This is a genomic window from Streptomyces sp. NPDC058964 (assembly GCF_042741275.1).
Lineage (GTDB): Bacteria > Actinomycetota > Actinomycetes > Streptomycetales > Streptomycetaceae > Streptomyces.
Genome location: NZ_JBHYKH010000140.1, coordinates 1 through 18,296, shown reverse-complemented (window position 1 = coordinate 18,296; position 18,296 = coordinate 1). Strand labels below are relative to the sequence as shown.

General features: G+C 72.2%; 16 protein-coding genes and 1 pseudogene. 13 read left to right on the top strand and 4 right to left on the bottom strand.

Annotated elements, in window-relative coordinates:
* Positions 1-217: 217 nt before the first annotated feature.
* Positions 218-1,084: pseudogene (locus ACFW2E_RS19155) on the top strand (MATE family efflux transporter); the annotation flags it as partial.
* Between the two features lie 270 nt (positions 1,085-1,354).
* Here ACFW2E_RS19155 and ACFW2E_RS19150 read toward each other — a convergent pair.
* Positions 1,355-2,644, bottom strand: coding sequence for a glycosyltransferase 87 family protein (locus ACFW2E_RS19150; RefSeq protein ID WP_384467864.1), 1,290 nt, complete (start codon positions 2,642-2,644; stop codon positions 1,355-1,357).
* An 86-nt stretch (positions 2,645-2,730) separates the two neighbouring features.
* Here ACFW2E_RS19150 and ACFW2E_RS19145 point away from each other — a divergent pair, with 86 nt between their 5' ends.
* A complete protein-coding gene (locus ACFW2E_RS19145; RefSeq protein ID WP_384467862.1) occupies positions 2,731-3,873 on the top strand; it encodes a glycosyltransferase family 4 protein in 1,143 nt (380 codons plus the stop codon).
* A 145-nt stretch (positions 3,874-4,018) separates the two neighbouring features.
* Positions 4,019-5,605, top strand: a complete 1,587-nt coding sequence (locus ACFW2E_RS19140) for a GMC oxidoreductase (protein WP_384467866.1) — start codon at positions 4,019-4,021, stop codon at positions 5,603-5,605.
* A 25-nt stretch (positions 5,606-5,630) separates the two neighbouring features.
* Here the strand turns inward: ACFW2E_RS19140 and ACFW2E_RS19135 are convergent, their stop codons facing one another.
* Positions 5,631-7,427 (bottom strand): AMP-dependent synthetase/ligase, encoded by a 1,797-nt coding sequence (locus tag ACFW2E_RS19135; protein WP_384467860.1) that lies wholly within the window; start codon positions 7,425-7,427, stop codon positions 5,631-5,633.
* Between the two features lie 316 nt (positions 7,428-7,743).
* On the opposite strand from ACFW2E_RS19135, the gene ACFW2E_RS19130 reads away from it, so the two are divergent.
* From ACFW2E_RS19130 to ACFW2E_RS19105, 6 genes are all read left to right on the top strand, one after another.
* Entirely contained in the window at positions 7,744-8,541 is a 798-nt protein-coding gene (locus ACFW2E_RS19130; protein ID WP_384467858.1) for a metallophosphoesterase, read from the top strand.
* A 122-nt stretch (positions 8,542-8,663) separates the two neighbouring features.
* The gene (locus ACFW2E_RS19125) at positions 8,664-9,107 is read left to right on the top strand and encodes an SRPBCC family protein (RefSeq protein ID WP_384467856.1); all 444 of its coding nucleotides are present in this window, start codon (positions 8,664-8,666) and stop codon (positions 9,105-9,107) included.
* Between the two features lie 43 nt (positions 9,108-9,150).
* Entirely contained in the window at positions 9,151-10,320 is a 1,170-nt protein-coding gene (locus ACFW2E_RS19120; RefSeq protein WP_384467854.1) for an ArsA family ATPase, read from the top strand.
* Between the two features lie 111 nt (positions 10,321-10,431).
* A complete protein-coding gene (locus tag ACFW2E_RS19115; RefSeq protein WP_384467852.1) occupies positions 10,432-10,929 on the top strand; it encodes a DUF5304 domain-containing protein in 498 nt (165 codons plus the stop codon).
* 67 nt (positions 10,930-10,996) lie between these two features.
* Positions 10,997-11,950, top strand: coding sequence for an ROK family glucokinase (locus tag ACFW2E_RS19110; RefSeq protein ID WP_384467850.1), 954 nt, complete (start codon positions 10,997-10,999; stop codon positions 11,948-11,950).
* A 152-nt stretch (positions 11,951-12,102) separates the two neighbouring features.
* Positions 12,103-12,849, top strand: coding sequence for an endonuclease/exonuclease/phosphatase family protein (locus ACFW2E_RS19105; RefSeq protein WP_384467848.1), 747 nt, complete (start codon positions 12,103-12,105; stop codon positions 12,847-12,849).
* Between the two features lie 12 nt (positions 12,850-12,861).
* Here ACFW2E_RS19105 and ACFW2E_RS19100 read toward each other — a convergent pair whose 3' ends face one another.
* Both ACFW2E_RS19100 and ACFW2E_RS19095 read right to left on the bottom strand, forming a co-directional pair.
* Positions 12,862-13,425: a hypothetical protein gene (locus ACFW2E_RS19100; protein ID WP_384467846.1), complete on the bottom strand. Its 564-nt coding sequence runs from the start codon at positions 13,423-13,425 to the stop codon at positions 12,862-12,864.
* A complete protein-coding gene (locus tag ACFW2E_RS19095; protein WP_384467844.1) occupies positions 13,418-14,197 on the bottom strand; it encodes an alpha/beta hydrolase in 780 nt (259 codons plus the stop codon). Before ACFW2E_RS19095 ends, ACFW2E_RS19100 begins: the two co-directional genes overlap by 8 nt.
* Before the next feature lie 150 nt (positions 14,198-14,347).
* Between ACFW2E_RS19095 and ACFW2E_RS19090 the strand changes: the two genes are divergently transcribed.
* The 4 genes from ACFW2E_RS19090 (at position 14,348) to ACFW2E_RS19075 (ending at position 18,198) form a co-directional block, all read left to right on the top strand.
* Positions 14,348-15,085, top strand: coding sequence for a lysophospholipid acyltransferase family protein (locus tag ACFW2E_RS19090; RefSeq protein WP_384467842.1), 738 nt, complete (start codon positions 14,348-14,350; stop codon positions 15,083-15,085).
* Positions 15,086-15,129: 44 nt separating this feature from the next.
* Positions 15,130-16,374: a MacS family sensor histidine kinase gene (gene macS / locus ACFW2E_RS19085; protein WP_384467840.1), complete on the top strand. Its 1,245-nt coding sequence runs from the start codon at positions 15,130-15,132 to the stop codon at positions 16,372-16,374.
* Positions 16,371-17,048, top strand: a complete 678-nt coding sequence (locus tag ACFW2E_RS19080; protein WP_384467838.1) for a response regulator — start codon at positions 16,371-16,373, stop codon at positions 17,046-17,048. Before macS ends, ACFW2E_RS19080 begins: the two co-directional genes overlap by 4 nt.
* A gap of 121 nt (positions 17,049-17,169) precedes the next feature.
* Entirely contained in the window at positions 17,170-18,198 is a 1,029-nt protein-coding gene (locus ACFW2E_RS19075) for a 6-phosphofructokinase (RefSeq protein ID WP_384467836.1), read from the top strand.
* The last annotated feature ends 98 nt before the right edge of the window (positions 18,199-18,296 follow it).

The following is an 18,296-nucleotide window of genomic DNA, read 5'->3' as shown; positions in this document are numbered from 1 at the left end:
GCGTCTGGTGCGGGCTCACCTGCCGACCGCCGCCGACGGCCCCGCCGCGCGCCCCCCCCGGCCCCGGCGCGAGACCCGGGCGGCCGGGGCGCAGGGGGCCCCCGGCCCCCCCGCGGGCGCGCGCCCGCCCGCGCGCCCCCCCCCACCCCCGCCTCAGACAGCGCGCGCGGGGGCTCTAAGCCCCCCCACCCCCGGGCGCCCTCAGCCCCCCGGGCGCGCCCCCCCCACCCGCACCCCGATGCGGCTCGCCCTGCTGGCCAACGGGCTGATCCTGGTCTGCGACCCCGTCCTCATCCAGCTGTACGGCGTCCCGGGCGCCGCCGTCTCGACCGTGCTGTGCCGCTGCGCCGCCCTCGCGGCGGGACTGCGTGCGCTGCGCCGTAACGCGCTGCTGCGCACCGCGGCACGGGCCCGCGCCGCCGAGCCGGTGCCCGCCGCCCTGCGCCGGACGCTGACCACCGGGCTGCCCATGTCCGCCGACTTCACCGTGCGGCAGGGCGGTGCGCTGGTGCTGGTGGCGATCGTGGCGCGGCTCGGGGTGACCGCCGTGGCCGCCTACTCGATCGCCTACAAGGTGATGTACGTCGCCACCATGGCCTTCTACTCCGTGCGCCAGGCTGCCTCGATCCACACCGCCCACACCCGGGGTGCCGGCCAGGACGCGCGGCGGGACATCGGGCGCCAGGCGATGCTCGTGTCCGGGACGCTGGGCCTGACGGCGGCCGTCCTGCTCGCCGTCGCCGCCCCCTGGATCATGGCCGCCTTCGGCGCCGGACCGGCCGTCGCCCACCAGGGCGTCCTGTTCCTCCGATCCACGGGTCCCTACCTGCTCCTGATGGCCTGCTTCATCGCCCTCGGCGGGGTCTTCGAGGGCAGCGGCGGCGCGTCTGCCCTGCTCCGCGTGACCCTGCTCGGCACGGCCGTCCAGCTCCCGCTCGCATACGCCCTGTCGGGCCTGGGCCTGCCCGGCATCTGTCTCGCCCTGGCCCTCGCGATGGCAGTCCAGTGCACGGCCGTCGCAGCCCTACTCCGCCGGTCCCGCCACCGCGCGGAGACCGCGGTTCCGTATGTCCGGGCGGCATGAGGGGGCGGGTGCCGCGGGTGAGCCACCCCGGCGCACCGGACCGGACTCGGGCAAGGGGGTGTCCTGCCCGGCGGCGCGGGGGCTGAGGCGAGGGGCCTGCGCGGCTTCAGGCGCGATCGGGCCGGGCCTGGAGCCGGTGGGCGGGCCGGGCGGGAGGGATTCGGGTCCGGGGTCCGGTTCCGGGGCTCCGGCACGGTCCGGCCGGACAGGCCCCGTTGGGGGCGAGAACGCGGTTCGGGCCGTGTGCGGGGGAGTTCGGGCGTGGCTCGGTCAGGACGGGACCGTGCTTCCCTTCGTCCGGGTGGTCTGGCTCGGCAGCGTGCTCGTGGGGGTCTCGGAGACGGTGGAGCGCCACAGGCGGTGGGTGGCGAGGAGTGCGGCGGTGAGCAGCAGGCCGTTGCGCAGGAACAGCAGGCCCGTGCCGTACAGGTCGCTGGTCACGACGTGCACGAAGCCGATCGGGAACTCCAGGACCGTGACGAAGGCCGCCGCCAGGAGCAGCAGGGCGGGCAGCAGCATCCGGCTCTCGCGGAAGCACAGACAGACACCTGCCAGGCCGATCAGCCACACCAGGTACTGGGGGCTGATCACCCGGCTGGTCACCGTGAACATCAGCACCGCGGTGAAGGCCGCGTCCGCCGGCGCGGTGGGCGGGAAGCGGGTCGCCCTCGACCGCCACAGCAGCAGCCAGCCGAAGGCGGCGCCGGTGAGCGTCAGGGAGGCCGTGCTCACCACGGCGACGTACGGGCCGAGGAACTCCACCGATCCGTAGTTCAGCAGAACCTGGCCCTGCCAGCCGAAGTGCCGTGCCACATGGAAGACGAGGGCGCCCAGCGACTCCACCTCGGTGCCCCGGTCGCGCTGGGCGGTGAGGAACGTGAAGGCGCCGGGCATCGAGACCGCGAAGAGCGCCGCGAGCGAGCCCGCGGTCACCGCCGCCGCGGCCCACGCCCGGCGCCCGGCCCCGCCCCGCAGCCCCGCCGGGATCAGCCCCGGCCACACCTTGACCATCGCCCCGAGGCCCGCCAGCACGCCCAGCACCCGGGGGTGCCGGGCCCCCGCGAGCAGCGCGGCGACCGCCACCGCGGTCACCATCAGGTCGTAGCGGGCGTACACCGTGGGGCCGAGCGGCGGGACGCCCGCCACCCACACCAGGGCGCCGCGCAGCGACCTGCCGGGACGCAGGCCGGCGTACAGCAGCAGCGACAGCACGGTCAGATCGGCGAGGCAGGCCAGGACGAAGAACGCGGTGGCGTAGCCGAGGAAGGGCAGGAGCCCGGGGGAGAGGATCGCCAGCGCTGCCGCGGGCGGGTACTGCCAGGTCACGTCGTTCAGCGGGAACGTGCCGTGCCGCAGTACGTGGTACCAGCCCTGGTAGATCACCGACACGTCCGTCGTGACGTCCGCGCCCGGGAAGACGAACACCCGGAAGACGAAGAGCAGCAGCACCAGCCGGGTGACGCCCCAGGCGGCCAGCAGCAGCGCCAGGGACCGTCCCGTGCCCGTCCTGTTCACCTGAGCCCCTGTTCGTCCGCGTGCCTGCCCCGGTCGGACACACATGATCCCCTGCCCGCCTGTGCGAGTGCCATGAAGCGCGGCCGCGGGCGCCGTGCCTGTCGTGCGCGGGTTGGGTAGGGTCGGCGGCGATGCACAAGACCCTCATCGTGACCAACGACTTCCCGCCCCGGCCGGGCGGCATCCAGGCGTTCCTGCACAACATGGCGCTGCGTCTGGACCCGGACCGGATCGTCGTCCACGCCTCCACCTGGAAGCGGAGCCGGGAGGGCGTCGAGGCCACGGCCGCCTTCGACGCCGACCAGCCCTTCACCGTCGTACGCGACCGCACGACGATGCTGCTGCCCACGCCCGCGGCGACGCGGCGGGCGGTCGGGCTGCTGCGCGAGCACGGGTGCACCTCGGTGTGGTTCGGGGCGGCGGCACCGCTCGGGCTGATGGCGCCGGCGCTGCGCAAGGCGGGCGCCGAGCGGCTGGTGGCCACCACCCACGGGCACGAGGCGGGCTGGGCCCAGCTGCCCACCGCACGGCAGCTGCTGCGCCGGATCGGTGAGTCGACCGACACGATCACCTACCTCGGCGAGTACACCCGCTCACGGATCGCCGGCGCGCTGACGTCGCGGGCCGCCGGACGGATGGCACAGCTGCCCCCGGGCGTCGACGAGAAGACCTTCCACCCGGAGTCGGGCGGCGACGAGGTGCGGGCGCGGCTCGGACTGACCGAGCGGCCCGTGGTGGTGTGCGTCTCGCGCCTCGTGCCGCGCAAGGGCCAGGACACGCTGATCCGGGCCATGCCGGCGATCCTCGCCAAGGAGCCGGACGCCGTGCTGCTGATCGTCGGCGGCGGGCCGTACGAGAGGGACCTGCACCGGCTCGCCCGGGAGACCGGGGTCGCGGACTCGGTGCGCTTCACCGGCGCCGTGCCCTGGTCGGAGCTGCCCGCGCACTACGGCGCCGGGGACGTCTTCGCCATGCCGTGCCGGACCCGGCGGGGCGGGCTCGACGTCGAGGGGCTCGGGATCGTCTACCTGGAGGCCTCGGCCACCGGGCTGCCCGTCGTCGCGGGCGACTCGGGCGGGGCACCCGACGCGGTGCTCGACGGGGAGACCGGGTGGGTCGTGCGGGGCGGCTTCCCGCAGGACGTCGCCGACCGGATCGTCACGCTCCTCGGGGACCCGGAGCTGCGCCGGCGGATGGGGGAGCGGGGCCGGCGGTGGGTCGAGGAGAAGTGGCGGTGGGACCTGCTCGCCGAGAGGCTCAAGGCGCTGCTGTAAAAGGCTGCCCCGCTGTAAAAAGCTGCTGCAAAGGTTCGATTCAGACCCTGCCGGGACTCTAGGCGGAACCGGAAAATCCGCACATGCTGCGCGCATGACAGCAAAACTGATGCAGCGTCAGCTGACGAGACGTCAAATCCTGGGCATGGCAGCCCTCCAGACCGCGGCCACGGCCGGTCTCACCCGCATCGGTCTCCAGTCCGCGCAGGCCGCCGAACCCGCCGCCGTCGAAAGCGCCCCGGCCATCGTCGTCGGCTCAGGGTACGGCGGCGCCGTCGCCGCCCTGCGCCTCGGGCAGGCCGGCATCCGCACCCTGGTGCTCGAGATGGGCCGGCTCTGGAACACCGCCGGCTCCGACGGCAAGGTCTTCTGTTCCACCAGCGCCCCGGACGAGCGCTCCATGTGGTTCCGGACGCGCACCGAGGCGCCACTGGCCACCTTCCTGTGGCTGGACCTCGTCAACAAGGACATCAGCGCCTATCCCGGTGTGCTGGACCGGGTGCACTTCGCCGACATGTCCGTGTACGTCGGCCGGGGCGTCGGCGGCGGCTCCCTGGTCAACGGCGGGATGGCGGTCACCCCGCTCCAGTCGTACTTCACCGAGCAGTTCCCGACCGTGGACGCCTCGGAGATGTACAGCACGTACTTCCCGCGCGCCCGTTCGATGCTCGGCGTCAACACCATCGATCCGGCCTGGTTCGAGTCGACCGAGTGGTACAGGTTCGCCCGTACCTCCCGGAAGGCCGCCGCCAACGCCGGGCTGAAGACCACCTTCGTGCCGAACGTCTACGACTTCGGCTACATGCAGCGCGAGGCGGCCGGCACGGCCACCAGGTCGGCGCTCGCCGGTGAGGTCATCTACGGCAACAACCACGGCAAGCGCAGCCTGGACAGGACGTATCTCGCCTCCGCTCTCGGCACCGGCAACGTCACCATCCACACGCTGGAGAAGGTGCGGGCCATCAGCCGGGCGGACGACGGGACGTACGTGCTGACCGCCGACCGGATCGACAACACGGGCAGGGTCGTCGAGACCAGGCAGTACGGCTGCACGTACCTCTTCCTCGGCGGCGGCAGCCTCGGGACCACCGAACTCCTGGTCCGCGCCCGGGACACCGGAACCCTGCCCGACCTCAACTCCAGCGTGGGCGCGGGCTGGGGAACCAACGGCAACACCATGCTCGGGCGCGCCAACCACATCTGGGACACGGTCGGCGCCAACCAGGCGACCATGCCCGTGCTGGGCATCGACGACTGGGCCAACCCCGACAACCCGGTCTTCGCCGAGATCGCCCCGCTGCCCATGGGTTTCGAGCACTGGATCAGCCTCTATCTGGCGATCACCAAGAACCCGCAGCGGGCGTCGTTCACGTACGACCCGGCGAGCGGCGGGGTGAAGCTGGGCTGGACCCCGGCGCAGAGCGCGGTCTCCGTCGCCATGGCCCGGAAGCTGTTCGACCGGATCAACGCGGCCAACGTCACGATCTACCGGTACGACCTGTTCGGCCCGGCAAGCAAGGTCTTCGCCGACGACTTCACGTACCACCCGCTGGGCGGCTGCGTGCTGGGGAAGGCGACCGACGACTACGGCCGGGTGAAGGGCTATTCGAGGCTGTACGTCACCGACGGCTCGCTGGTGCCCGGATCGATCGGCGTGAACCCGTTCGTGACCATCACGGCGCTCGCCGAACGCACGATGGCGCGGGTCCTCGCCGAGGACACCGCGCCATGACCGTTCGTGCCGGCCGCAGCGGCGACTACTTCTGGTAGATCGCCTCGATCTCGTCCGCGTAGTCCTTCGCCACCACGTTGCGCTTGAGCTTCAGGGACGGCGTCAGGTGGCCCGACTCCTCCGAGAACTGGGAGGACAGAATGCGGAACTTCCGCACCGATTCCGCCTTCGACACCGCGGCGTTGCCGTCGTCGACCGCGTCCTGGATCGCAGCGATGAGATCCGGGTCCTCGCGCAGCGACGCCGCGGTGGAGCCCGCCGGCTTGCCGTGCTCGGCGGCCCAACGGCCCAGGAACTCCTCGTCGATGGTGACCAGCGCGCCCACGAACGGCCGCCCGTCGCCCACCACCATGCACTCCGCGACCAGCGCGTGCGCCCGGATGCGGTCCTCGATCACGGCCGGGGCGACGTTCTTGCCGCCCGCGGTGACGATGATCTCCTTCTTGCGGCCGGTGATCCTGAGGTAGCCGTCTTCGTCGAGGGTGCCGATGTCACCGGTGTGGAACCAGCCGTCGGCCAGCGCCTCGGCGGTCGCGGCCTCGTTGTTCCAGTAGCCCTTGAACAGGTGCTCGCCGTGCAGCAGCACCTCGCCGTCGTCGGCGATGCGGACGACCGAGCCGGGCAGCGGCTGGCCGACCGTGCCGATCTTCTGCCGGTCCCAGGGGTTGAACGCGGTCGCCGCGCAGGACTCGGTGAGGCCGTAGCCCTCCAGGACCGTGAAGCCGATGCCCCGGAAGAAGTGGCCCAGACGCTCGCCGAGCGGGGCGCCGCCCGAGATGGCGTACTCGCCCCGGCCGCCCAGCACGGCCCGCAGCTTGCTGTAGACGAGCTTGTCGAACACCTTGTGCTTGATCTTCAGACCCATGGACGGGCCCGAGGGCGTGTCCAGCGCCTTGCTGTACGCGATCGCCGTGTCGGCCGCCTTGTCGAAGACGGCACCCTTGCCGTCCGCCTGGGCCTTGGCGCGCGCCGAGTTGTAGACCTTCTCGAAGACGCGGGGCACACCCAGGATCAGAGTCGGCCGGTACGCGGCCAGCTCGTCGGTGAGGTTCTTGATGTCCGGGACGTTGCCGAGCTTGATCGGCGCCATCATCGGCGCGACCTGCACCAGACGGCCGAAGACGTGCGCGAGCGGCAGGAAGAGCAGGACGGAGCACTCGCCGGTGCGGAACAGCGGCCGCAGCCGCTCCACGATGTTGCCGCACTCGGCGAAGAAGCTGCGGTGGGTGAGGACGCAGCCCTTGGGGCGGCCGGTGGTGCCGGAGGTGTAGACGATGGTCGCCGGGTCGTCCGCCCGGGCGATCGAGCTGCGCTCCTCGACGGTCGCGTCCGTGACGTCCTGGCCGAGCCGGCCCAGCTCCTCCACGCCCCCGGCCTCGATCTGCCAGACGTGCTTGAGGGCGGGCAGCCGGTCGCGCACCGAGTCGACGGCGGCGGCGTGGGTGTCGAGCTCGACGATGCAGGCGGTGGCCCCTGAGTCGCTCAGGATCCACTGCACCTGCTCCGGCGAGCTGGTCTCGTACACCGGCACGGTGATCGCGCCGGCGCTCCAGATCGCGAAGTCGAGCAGGGTCCACTCGTAGCGGGTGCGGGACATCAGGCCCACACGGTCGCCGGGCTGCACGCCGGAGGCGATGAGTCCCTTGGCGGCGGCGCGCACCTCGGCCAGGAAGGCCGTGGCCGTCACGTCCTGCCAGGCGCCGCCGACCTTGCGGGCGATGACGGCGACGTCGGGATGCTGCGCGGCGTTTCTGCGGACGATGTCGGTCAGGTTGCCGTCCGCAGGGACCTCGTACAAAGCCGGAAGGCTGAACTCGCGCAAGACTGCTGCTCCTCATAGGGCGCCGGCGCCACGACGTTGTGCGATGCGACGGTGCGGTCCAAGGCTCGGGCAGGTACTCCGGTTGTCCACCACGAGCCTTGAGGATCGTTGGTTGAAATCCAGAGCACGACTGGACTGCCCGGACGTTACCCGCCGGTATGGCTTCTTCGACAGGGGGTCCCGGCGAGATGTTCGCTGCGTCACACAGGTTGGTGTTCCTTCGCGTACGGTAGTCCACCCCTTTACTGACTGGCCAGTAACCGCTGGTCCGAACGCCACTGTTCACGTATGCCGCACACGCCTACCCTTGATCGCCATGGCACCCACACCCGCCGGTAACCGAAGCGCGCGCGTCCACGTGGTCAGTGATGTGCACGGCAACGCCCGTGACCTGGCCAGAGCCGGCGACGGCGCGGACGCCCTGATCTGTCTGGGCGACCTGGTGCTCTTCCTCGACTACGCCGACCACTCGCGCGGGATCTTCCCCGACCTGTTCGGCAAGGTGAACGCCGACCGCATCGTGGAACTGCGCACCGCGCGCCGCTTCGAGGAGGCACGGGAGTTCGGGTCCCGGCTGTGGGCAGGCATCGGCGCCGACCGGGCCGCGGCGATCGAGAAGGCGGTGCGCAGGCAGTACGCCGAGATGTTCGCCGCGTTCCCGACGCCGACGTACGCGACGTACGGCAATGTCGACATGCCGTCCCTGTGGCGCGAGTACGCCGGACCGGGCACGACGGTCCTGGACGGTGAGCGGGTGGAGATCGGCGGCTGGACCTTCGGCTTCGTCGGCGGGGGCCTGCGCACCCCCATGCGGACCCCGTACGAGATCGGCGACGAGGAGTACGCGGCGAAGATCGAGGCGGTCGGCGAGGTCGACGTGCTGTGCACGCACATCCCGCCGGAAGTACCGGAACTGGTGTACGACACCGTCGCGCGCCGCTTCGAGCGCGGCAGCCGTGCCCTGCTGGACGCGATCCGCCGCACCAGGCCCCGCTACGCCCTCTTCGGGCACGTCCACCAGCCATTGGTGCGGCGGATGCGCATAGGCGCGACCGAGTGCGTGAACGTCGGGCACTTCGCCGGCACGGGAAAGCCGTGGGCGCTCGAATGGTGAACGACCCCAGACGGGGTGAAGGAGGCTGGTCGGGCGCGCGGTAGCCTTCACGCTGCACACACGTGCGCACGCCCGCGCACGGCGCACCCGACTACCGGCCCGCATCTGGAGGAGCCACGGCGATGGCGGAACACACCAGTTCGAGCATCACGATCGAGGCGGCCCCGGCCGACGTCATGGCGGTGATCGCCGACTTCGCCCGCTACCCGGACTGGACCGGCGAGGTGAAGGAGGCGGAGGTCCTCAGGACGGACGAGAAGGGCCGCGCCGAGCAGGTCCGTCTCGTCATGGACGCCGGGGCCATCAAGGACGACCAGACCCTGGGCTACACCTGGACCGGGGAGAACGAGGTCTCCTGGACCCTGGTCAAGTCCCAGATGCTGCGCTCCCTCGACGGCTCCTACATCCTCAAGCCGGCCGGCGCCGGCTCCACCGAGGTCACGTACCAGCTGACGGTCGACGTCAAGATCCCGATGCTCGGAATGATCAAGCGCAAGGCGGAGAAGGTCATCATCGACCGGGCGCTCGCGGGGCTGAAGAAGCGGGTGGAGTCGGGCGAGAAGTAGCGGCGACGTTCCGGGGCGGCGCTCGCAGGTAGCGTTCACCCTCATGCGCACCATCCTGATCACGGGCCCGGGCGGTTCCGGACGTACGACCGTCGCCGCCGCCACCGCCCTGCGTGCCGCGGGCGAGGGCGGCGACACCCTCGTGCTGAGCGCGGACCGCACGGACACCCTCGGTGCGGCGCTCGGCGCGGCGACGGGACCCGCCCCGGCGCGGATCGCGCCGAACCTCACCGCGTGGCGCCCCGACGCGGCCGAACGCTTCCGGGAGGACCTCACCGCGTTCCAGTCCCGCGCCGCGAACGTCCTCGACCTCCTCGGCGCCTCCCGCCTGGACGCCGAGGAGGTCACCCCGCTCCCCGGCGCCGAGGAGCTGTCCTTCCTGCGCGCCCTGCGGGACGCGGCGCTGTCCGGGCGCTACGACCTCCTGGTCGTCGACCTCCCGCCCACCCCGCAGGCCCTCGCCCTGCTCGCCCTCCCCGAGGAGCTGCGCCGGTATCTGCGCAGGCTGCTCCCGCCCGAGCGGCAGGCCGCCCGCGCCCTGCGCCCGGTCCTCGGCCGGCTCGCCGGCGTCCCGATGCCGGCCGAGTGGCTGTACGAGACGGCCGCCCGCTGGGACGTGGAGCTGGCCGCGGTGGAGGCCGTCGTGGCCGACCGCGCCACCTCCGTACGCCTGGTCGCGGAGCCGGGACCGTCCGGCGTCGACGCGGTCCGCACCGCCGCCCTCGGTCTCGCCCTGCGCGGACTGCGCACCGAGACCCTGGTCGCCAACCGCGTCCTGCCCGAGACCGCGTCCGACACCTGGCTCGCCGGGCTCGTCGCCCAGCAGCGCAAGGTCCTCTCCGACTGGGCGGAGCCGTACGACGTCCACGCGGTCGCCCACCTCGGCCGCGACCCGCACGGCGCCGACGATCTCGCCGCGCTCGCCGTGCCCCGGGTCAACCCGACGCCCACCCCGGTCGAGTGGCCCGTCACCGACCGGATCGCCGAGGACGGCGTGCTCGTCTGGCACATCCCGCTGCCCGGCGCGATACGCGACGAACTCGACCTCGTCCGGCGCGGCGACGAGCTCGTGATCACGGCGGGCCGGTTCCGCCGGATCGTGCCGCTGCCCTCCGCCCTGCGCCGCTGCACCGTCGCCGGGGCGGCGCTGCGGGACGAGGAGCTCCGCATCCGGTTCGCCCCGGATCCGGACCTGTGGCCGCGCGGGAAGTGATTCCCGCTCGCCCGACACCGGAGCGGCGGCCGAGCGCGCCGCCGCGGACGGTGAACCCCGTACGCCCATTCGGGTAACGTCGTAGAGACGAACCGTAGTCAGGAGTCCGTCATGAGCGAAGAGCGCCCCACACCTGACGCATCCACGGCGGAGACGGCCGAAGAGGTGCGGGCGACCGACGCCGACGCCTGGTCCACGGCCTGCGCCGAGGACCTGGAGGCCGAGCGGGCCCGCCGCCGTGCCGAGTACGGCGCGCCTCCGGGCGCGGCCGCCGAGGAACTGCGCAAGCTCGTCGACGCGGTCGCGAACAAGCTGTCCGGCCTCCAGTCCCCGCTCCTCGGGGCCGTCGCCGGGCCCGCCGCCCAGCAGGTCGTGCGGCAGGTGGTCCAGCAGGCCAAGGCGGCCGTCGAGCCCGTCATAGAGCGCAATCCGGACGTCTTCGACCACCTGGCGGCGGCCGGCAACGAGTTGCTCGCCGCGTACCGCTCCGCCGTCCAGGCCCAGGAACAGCGCTGGACGACCCGCAAGGCAGACCCGAAACACGACCGCGACGACCGCGGTGACCGGGGCGAGGGCACCGGTCCCGGGGAACGCATCGACTTGGACTGACAGCCTCCGCCGGCGGGGCCTCGGGTACGGTTGGCCGTAGCGGGGCTCGACCGAAACTGAGGGATTCATGGGACTCACCATCGGCGTCGACATCGGCGGCACGAAGATCGCGGCCGGCGTGGTCGATGAGGAAGGCAACATCCTCTCGACCTACAAGGTGCCGACCCCGGGCACGCCCGAGGCGATCGTGGACGCCATCGCCTCGGCGGTGGATGGCGCGCATGCCGGTCACGACATCGTCGGCGTAGGCATCGGCGCGGCCGGTTACGTGAACCGGCAGCGCTCCACCGTCTACTTCGCGCCCAACATCGACTGGCGCCAGGAGCCGCTCAAGCAGGAGGTCGAGGCCCGCGTGGGCCTCCCGGTCGTCGTCGAGAACGACGCCAACGCGGCCGCTTGGGGCGAATACAAGTTCGGCGCGGGCAAGGGCCACCGCAACGTCATCTGCATCACGCTCGGCACGGGCCTGGGCGGCGGCATCATCATCGGCAACAAGCTGCGCCGCGGGCACTTCGGCGTCGCCGCCGAGTTCGGCCACATCCGGATGGTCCCGGACGGTCTGCTGTGCGGCTGCGGCTCGCAGGGCTGCTGGGAGCAGTACGCGTCGGGCCGCGCGCTGGTGAGATACGCCAAGCAGCGCGCCAACGCCACCCCCGAGGCCGCGGAGGTCCTGCTCGGCCTGGGCGACGGCACCCCCGACGGCATCGAGGGCAAGCACATCTCCGTCGCCGCCCGCCAGGGCTGCCCGGTCGCCGTCGACTCCTACCGCGAGCTGGCCCGCTGGGCCGGCGCGGGCCTGGCCGACCTGGCCTCCCTCTTCGACCCCTCCGCGTTCATCGTCGGCGGCGGCCTCTCCGACGAGGGCGAGCTGGTCCTCGACCCGATCCGCAAGTCCTACAAGCGCTGGCTGGTCGGCGGCAACTGGCGCCCGGTCGCCGACGTGATCGCGGCCCAGCTGGGCAACAAGGCGGGCCTGGTCGGCGCGGCGGACCTGGCCCGGGAGCCCGACCCGATCATGTGACGTTCCCCTTCCGGGGAGCGGTCGCTGTTCCCACCCAGGGGCGCGAGGCTGTTCATCCATGCGGCTCCGCCGCGTGGGCGCGACGAGCCACGACGTACTCGCAGTCGCGCATCCACCTCGCGCCCCGAGCTGTTGGGCGTACATTGATCCGCATGGCGTCGCTCCCCAACTCCCGCACAGAGCCGGACGGTTCCGCGGTCATCCGGGTCCTCGGCTACAACATCCGCTCGATGCGGGACGACACCACCGCCCTCGCCCGGGTGATCACCGCCTGCGCCCCCGACCTGGTCCTCGTCCAGGAAGCCCCCCGTTTCTTCCGCTGGCGCAAGAAACTGGCACGCCTGGCGGCGGCCTCGGGACAGGTCGTCCTCACCGGCGGAGCCACCGCCGCGGGCCCCGCGATCCTCTGCTCGCTCAGGGCCACCGTCGAACGAACGGAGGACGTACTCCTCCCGCTCACCCCGGGACTCCACCGGCGGGGCTTCGCCACGGCGGTCGTACGGTTCGGGGGCGCCCGCCTGGGCGTGCTCAGCTGCCATCTGAGCCTGCAGCAGGACGAGCGCTACGAGCAGGCCGGCATGCTGCTCGACCGGGTCGCCGGACTGGGCGCGGAGCACGCGGTCGCCGGCGGAGACCTCAACGAGCGCCCCGGCGGCCGCAGCTTCCGGCGTCTCGCCGAGGGGCTCCGGGACTGCCGGGCCACCGCGCCCTGGGGCGGCGAGTACACCTCCACCCCCACCGACCCCCACCAGCGCATCGACGCGATCTTCGCCACCAAGGGCATCGAGGTCCTCGGCTGCGGGGTGCCCCTCGGCCACCCCGGCGTGACCGAGGCAGACCTGAGGGCGGCCACGGACCACCTTCCGGTCCTGGCCGCCCTCAGAATTCCCGCGGCGTAGGCGTCGGGTCGCTCAGACGACCGCGCCCCGCCCCGGATCGTCGTTCTCGTCGTCGTCCGTCTTCATCCGGGTCACCAGCGTGACGAAACCGCCGAGGAAGCCGCCGATACCGAGCGTCGCCAGCCACCACGTCATGTCCCAGCCCAGCAGCACGGCCAGCAGGAGCAGGATCGGGCCGCCGACCACCCCCAGCCAGGCGAACCGGGCGGTCGTGTCGGTGGAGGGCAGCGGTGGCGGCTCGGGCGGCACGAAGTGGCCCTCGTCGTCCTCGTCGAAGTCGTCGTCGGACGCCTCGGGCGCCTTGTAGTCGCGCGGTCCGACGCCCGGCGCGAAGGAGACGGAGCTGCCCAGGGGCTTGGCGGGCTGCCGCTCCTCGGCCTCGCCGTCCTCGCCGGGCCCGGGCTCGGGCTCGGGCAGGGCGAGGTCCTCGACCGGCTTGAACGGCTTGGCGCCCGGCGGGTCCGGCGGCTCCTCGCCGTACCCGGCGACGATCGCCGCCCAGGCGGCCTCCTCGTCGAAGGGCACACCCTTCTCGTCCGGCTCGCGATCCTCGCGGTCGGAGTCGTGCTCAGCCAACTGCGGCCGTCCCTTCCTTGCCGACACTGGGTGCGAGCCGGCCGATGAAGGCGAGGCTCTCCTCGAAGATCCGGTCCGCGTCGTTGTCCAACGTCGCCACGTGGTAACTCTGTTCCAGCACGACCTCCGTTACGTCCAGGGAGGACACCCGGCTCAGGACGCGGGCCGAGTCGGCCGGCGGCACCACGTGGTCCTGCGCGCTGTGCAGGAGCAGCAGCGGCTGGGTGACCTGGGGGAGCTCGCCGTCCAGCATGCGGAAGAAGTTACGCAGGGAGTGGGCCGCGTGCAGGGGCACCTTGTCGTAGCCCAGCTCCGCCGCGCCGCCCCTCGCGATGTCGCTGGCGATGCCTTTCGTCGTCCGCACGAGATGCCGGGCCACCGGAAGGGCGTACGCGGCCAGGCCGTGCACCTTGTTCGCCGGGTTGACGACCACGACGCCGTCGACGTCCTCGCCGTGCTTCGCGGCCAGCCGAAGGGCCAGCGCGCCGCCCATCGACAGACCGGCCACGAACACCCGCGTGCAGCGCTCACGGAGCAGACGCAGCTCGCGGTCCACCTCCGCGTACCAGTCCTGCCAGCCCGTGAGCTGCATGTCCTCCCAGCGGGTGCCGTGCCCGGGCAGCAGCGGCAGCGACACGGTCAGGCCGTGTCCGGCATGGTGCTCCGCCCAGGGGCGCAGCGACTGGGGCGAGCCGGTGAAGCCGTGACAGAGGAGGACACCAACCTCCCCGCCCTCGTGGCGGTACGGCTCGGCTCCGGGGAGAACCGGCACCTTTCGGTCTCCTGTTCATGAGAGAGGCGTGAACGACGAGTCCAGATGTCCTTCACCGTACGCGACCGCACTGACACCGACCAGGGTCGTCGGTCCCTTTGGCTGCGCTCCGGGTTAAGGTCTGATCGACGGAAAACAGGAGGCACTCGGTTGTTGTACGGCACGATGAAGGTCGCCATCGGGGGACCGTTGAAGGTCGCCTTCAGACCCTGGGTGGAAGGCCTGGAGAACATTCCCGCCGAGGGCCCCGCCATCCTGGCGAGCAACCACCTCTCTTTCTCGGACTCCTTCTTCCTCCCGGCGGTCCTCGACCGCAAGGTCACCTTCATCGCGAAGGCGGAGTACTTCACCACGCCCGGTGTGAAGGGCCGGCTGACGGCGGCCTTCTTCAAGGGCGTCGGCCAGCTGCCGGTGGACCGTTCCGGCGCGCGCGGCGCGGGCGAGGCGGCGATCAAGAGCGGCATAGAGGTCCTGGAGCGCGGTGAGCTGTTCGGCATCTACCCGGAGGGCACGCGCTCGCCCGACGGCCGTCTCTACCGGGGCAAGCCCGGCGGCCTCGCGCGCGTGGCGCTCGCCACCGGCGCTCCGGTCATCCCGGTCGCGATGATCGACACCGAGAAGATCCAGCCGCCCGGCAAGGTCGTGCCGAAGCTGATGCGGCCCGGGATCCGGATCGGCGAGCCCCTCGACTTCACCCGCTACCAGGGGATGGAGCACGACCGTTTCGTGCTGCGCGCGGTGACCGACGAGGTCATGTACGAGATCATGAAGCTCTCCGGCCAGGAGTACGTCGACATCTACGCGACCGCCGCCAAGCGGCAGATCGCGGAGGCGGCGAAGGCCTCGAAGGAGGCCGAGAAGGCGGAGAAGAAGAAGGCCGAGTCCTAGACAGGCGTTCTCGACAGGGCAGTCTGGGACCGGGGGTGGGGGACGTGCCGAAGCGCGAAAAGGTCATGAGGATGTCGGTCGAGCTGCCGCTGTGGCGTGCGCTCGCCGGCTACCGCGTCCTGACGACGCTGTACGCGATCGGTCTGTTCGCCACGGCGTACGGCCAGTTCGTCCGGCCCTGGATCGCCGTCGCCTACTACTGCGTGCTCTTCCCGTGGACCCTGGCCACCCTCCCCAGGGTGGCCAACGCGGCGAGCTGCACCAAGCGCTTCCTCGCCGGCGACCTGGCGATCGCGCTCACCGGCATCCTCCTCACCCCGCTCGCCGACTCCCACCACCGGATCGCCGACGGCGGCCCGACCCTGCCCTCGATATGGACCGCCGGATCCGTCCTCACCTTCGCGGTCAAGGGCGGCTGGCGCTGGGCGGCGTTCGCCTCCACGACCGTCGCCGCCGCCAACCTGGTCGAGCGCGGAACCCCGGCCCGCGACACCGTCCACAACGTGATCCTCGTCTGGGTCGCCTCCATCGCCATCGGCTACGTCGTCGAGGTGGCCCGCGCCTCCGAACGCACCCTCGCCCGCGCCCTGGAGATCGAGGCCGCGACCCGGGAACGGGAGCGGCTCGCCCGGGACATCCACGACAGCGTTCTGCAGGTGCTGGCCATGGTGCAGCGGCGCGGCGCGGTCATCGGCGGCGAGGCGGCCGAGCTGGGCCGTATGGCGGGGGAGCAGGAGGTGGCGCTGCGCGCGCTCGTCTCCGGCGGCCTGGTACCCGTGTCGCGTGTGTCGGAGGACGCGGCCGAGGGAGCCTTCGTACGGAGCGTCGAGGTGCCCGACGACATCGCCGGCCCGGTCGATCTGCGGACCCTGCTCGTCCCCCACGCCGGTGCCAGGGTCAGCCTCGCCGAGCCCGGCGCCCCGGTGCCGCTGGCACCCGCTGCCGCCCGGGAGCTGGCCGCCGCCGTCGGCGCCGCCCTGGACAACGTGCGCCGGCACGCGGGTCCGGACGCCCGGGCCTGGATCCTGGTCGAGGACGAGCCGGACGAGGTCGTCGTGACCGTCCGGGACGACGGACCCGGAATCCCCGAGGGCCGGCTCGCCCAGGCGGAGGGCGAGGGCCGGCTCGGGGTGGCGCTGTCGATCAGGGGACGGCTGCGCGACCTCGGCGGCAGCGCGGAGCTGGTCTCGACGCCGGGGCAGGGCACGGAAGTCGAGTTGAAGGTACCCAAGGCCCCGAAGGACCCGAAGGACCCGGAGGTCTCCCGGGGGAAGGCGGAGAAGCGATGACGGAGCAGCAGGCCCCGACCAAGGTCATGGTGGTCGACGACCACCCCATGTGGCGCGACGCGGTCGCCCGGGACCTGACCGAGTCCGGCTTCCAGGTGGTCGCCACCGCCGGGGACGGCGAGCAGGCGGTGCGCCGCGCCAGGGCCGCCGGGCCGGACGTCCTCGTGCTCGACCTCAACCTGCCCGCCAAGCCCGGCGTCCAGGTCTGCAAGGAGCTGGTCGCCGCCAACCCGGCGCTCCGCGTCCTGGTGCTGTCGGCGAGCGGCGAGCACGCCGACGTGCTGGAGGCCGTGAAGTCGGGTGCGACGGGCTATCTGCTGAAGTCGGCCTCGACCGAGGAACTGCTGGACGCGGTGCGCCGCACCGCCGTCGGCGACCCCGTCTTCACCCCCGGCCTCGCCGGTCTGGTCCTCGGCGAGTACCGGCGGCTGGCCTCCGAACCCGCGCCCGCCCCGGACGCCGGCGAGCCGGACGCGCCCCGGCTGACCGAGCGCGAGACCGAGGTGCTGCGGCTGGTCGCCAAGGGCCTGAGCTACAAGCAGATCGCCGAACGCCTCGTCATCTCCCACCGCACGGTGCAGAACCACGTGCAGAACACCCTCGGCAAGCTCCAGTTGCACAACCGGGTCGAGCTGGTCCGGTACGCCATAGAGCGCGGACTCGACGACGCCTGAACCGCGGCGTCAACCAACCGCTCGACAATTCACCGGAATTGCCCTTCCCGCCCATCCCTGTGTGACCGGGGTCACCATTAGCGTGACCTCCATCAGGCAACCGCGGCGAAGGGACATTTCCATGCGGGTCGGAGTACTGACCGGAGGCGGCGACTGCCCCGGGCTCAACGCCGTCATCCGGGGCATCGTGCGCAAGGGCGTGCAGGAGTACAACTACGACTTCGTCGGCTTCCGGGACGGCTGGCGCGGACCCCTCGAGGGCGACACCGTCCGCCTCGACATCCCGGCGGTGCGCGGCATCCTGCCCCGCGGCGGTACGATCCTCGGCTCCTCGCGGACCAATCCGCTCAAGCAGGAGGACGGCATCCGCCGGATCAAGGACAACCTGGCCAAACACGAGGTCCAGGCGCTCGTCGCGATCGGCGGCGAGGACACGCTGGGCGTGGCCGCGCGGCTGTCCGACGAGTACGGGGTGCCGTGTGTCGGCGTGCCGAAGACCATCGACAACGACCTCTCCGCCACCGACTACACCTTCGGTTTCGACACCGCCGTCGGCATCGCCACGGAGGCCATCGACCGGCTGCACACCACCGCCGAGTCCCATATGCGGGTCCTGGTCTGCGAGGTGATGGGCCGTCACGCGGGCTGGATCGCCCTCCACTCCGGCCTGGCCGGCGGCGCGAACGTCATCCTCATCCCCGAGCAGCGCTTCGACCTCGACCAGGTCTGCGCCTGGATCACCTCCCGCTTCAAGGCGTCGTACGCGCCGATCGTGGTCGTCGCCGAGGGCGCGATGCCCAAGGACGGCGAAGCCGTGCTCAAGGACGGGTCGCTGGACTCCTTCGGGCACGTGCGGCTCTCCGGTGTCGGCGAGTGGCTGGCCAAGGAGATCGAGAAGCGGACCGGCAAGGAGGCCCGCACCACGGTCCTCGGGCACATCCAGCGCGGCGGCACCCCGAGCGCCTTCGACCGCTGGCTCGCCACGCGCTTCGGTCTGCACGCCATCGACGCCGTCCGCGACGGCGACTTCGGCAAGATGGTCGCCCTGCGCGGTACCGACATCGTCCGCGTCCCGATCTCCGAGGCGACGGCCAGGCTGAAGACGGTGGACCCGAAGCTCTACGAGGAAGTCGGGGTGTTCTTCGGCTGACCCCGCACACCCGGACGCCGCCGCGGGGGCCGCGGCGGCGGGGGGCGCCCCCCCCCCCCCCCCCCCCGGCCCGCCGGGGGGGCCCCGCCCGCGCCGCC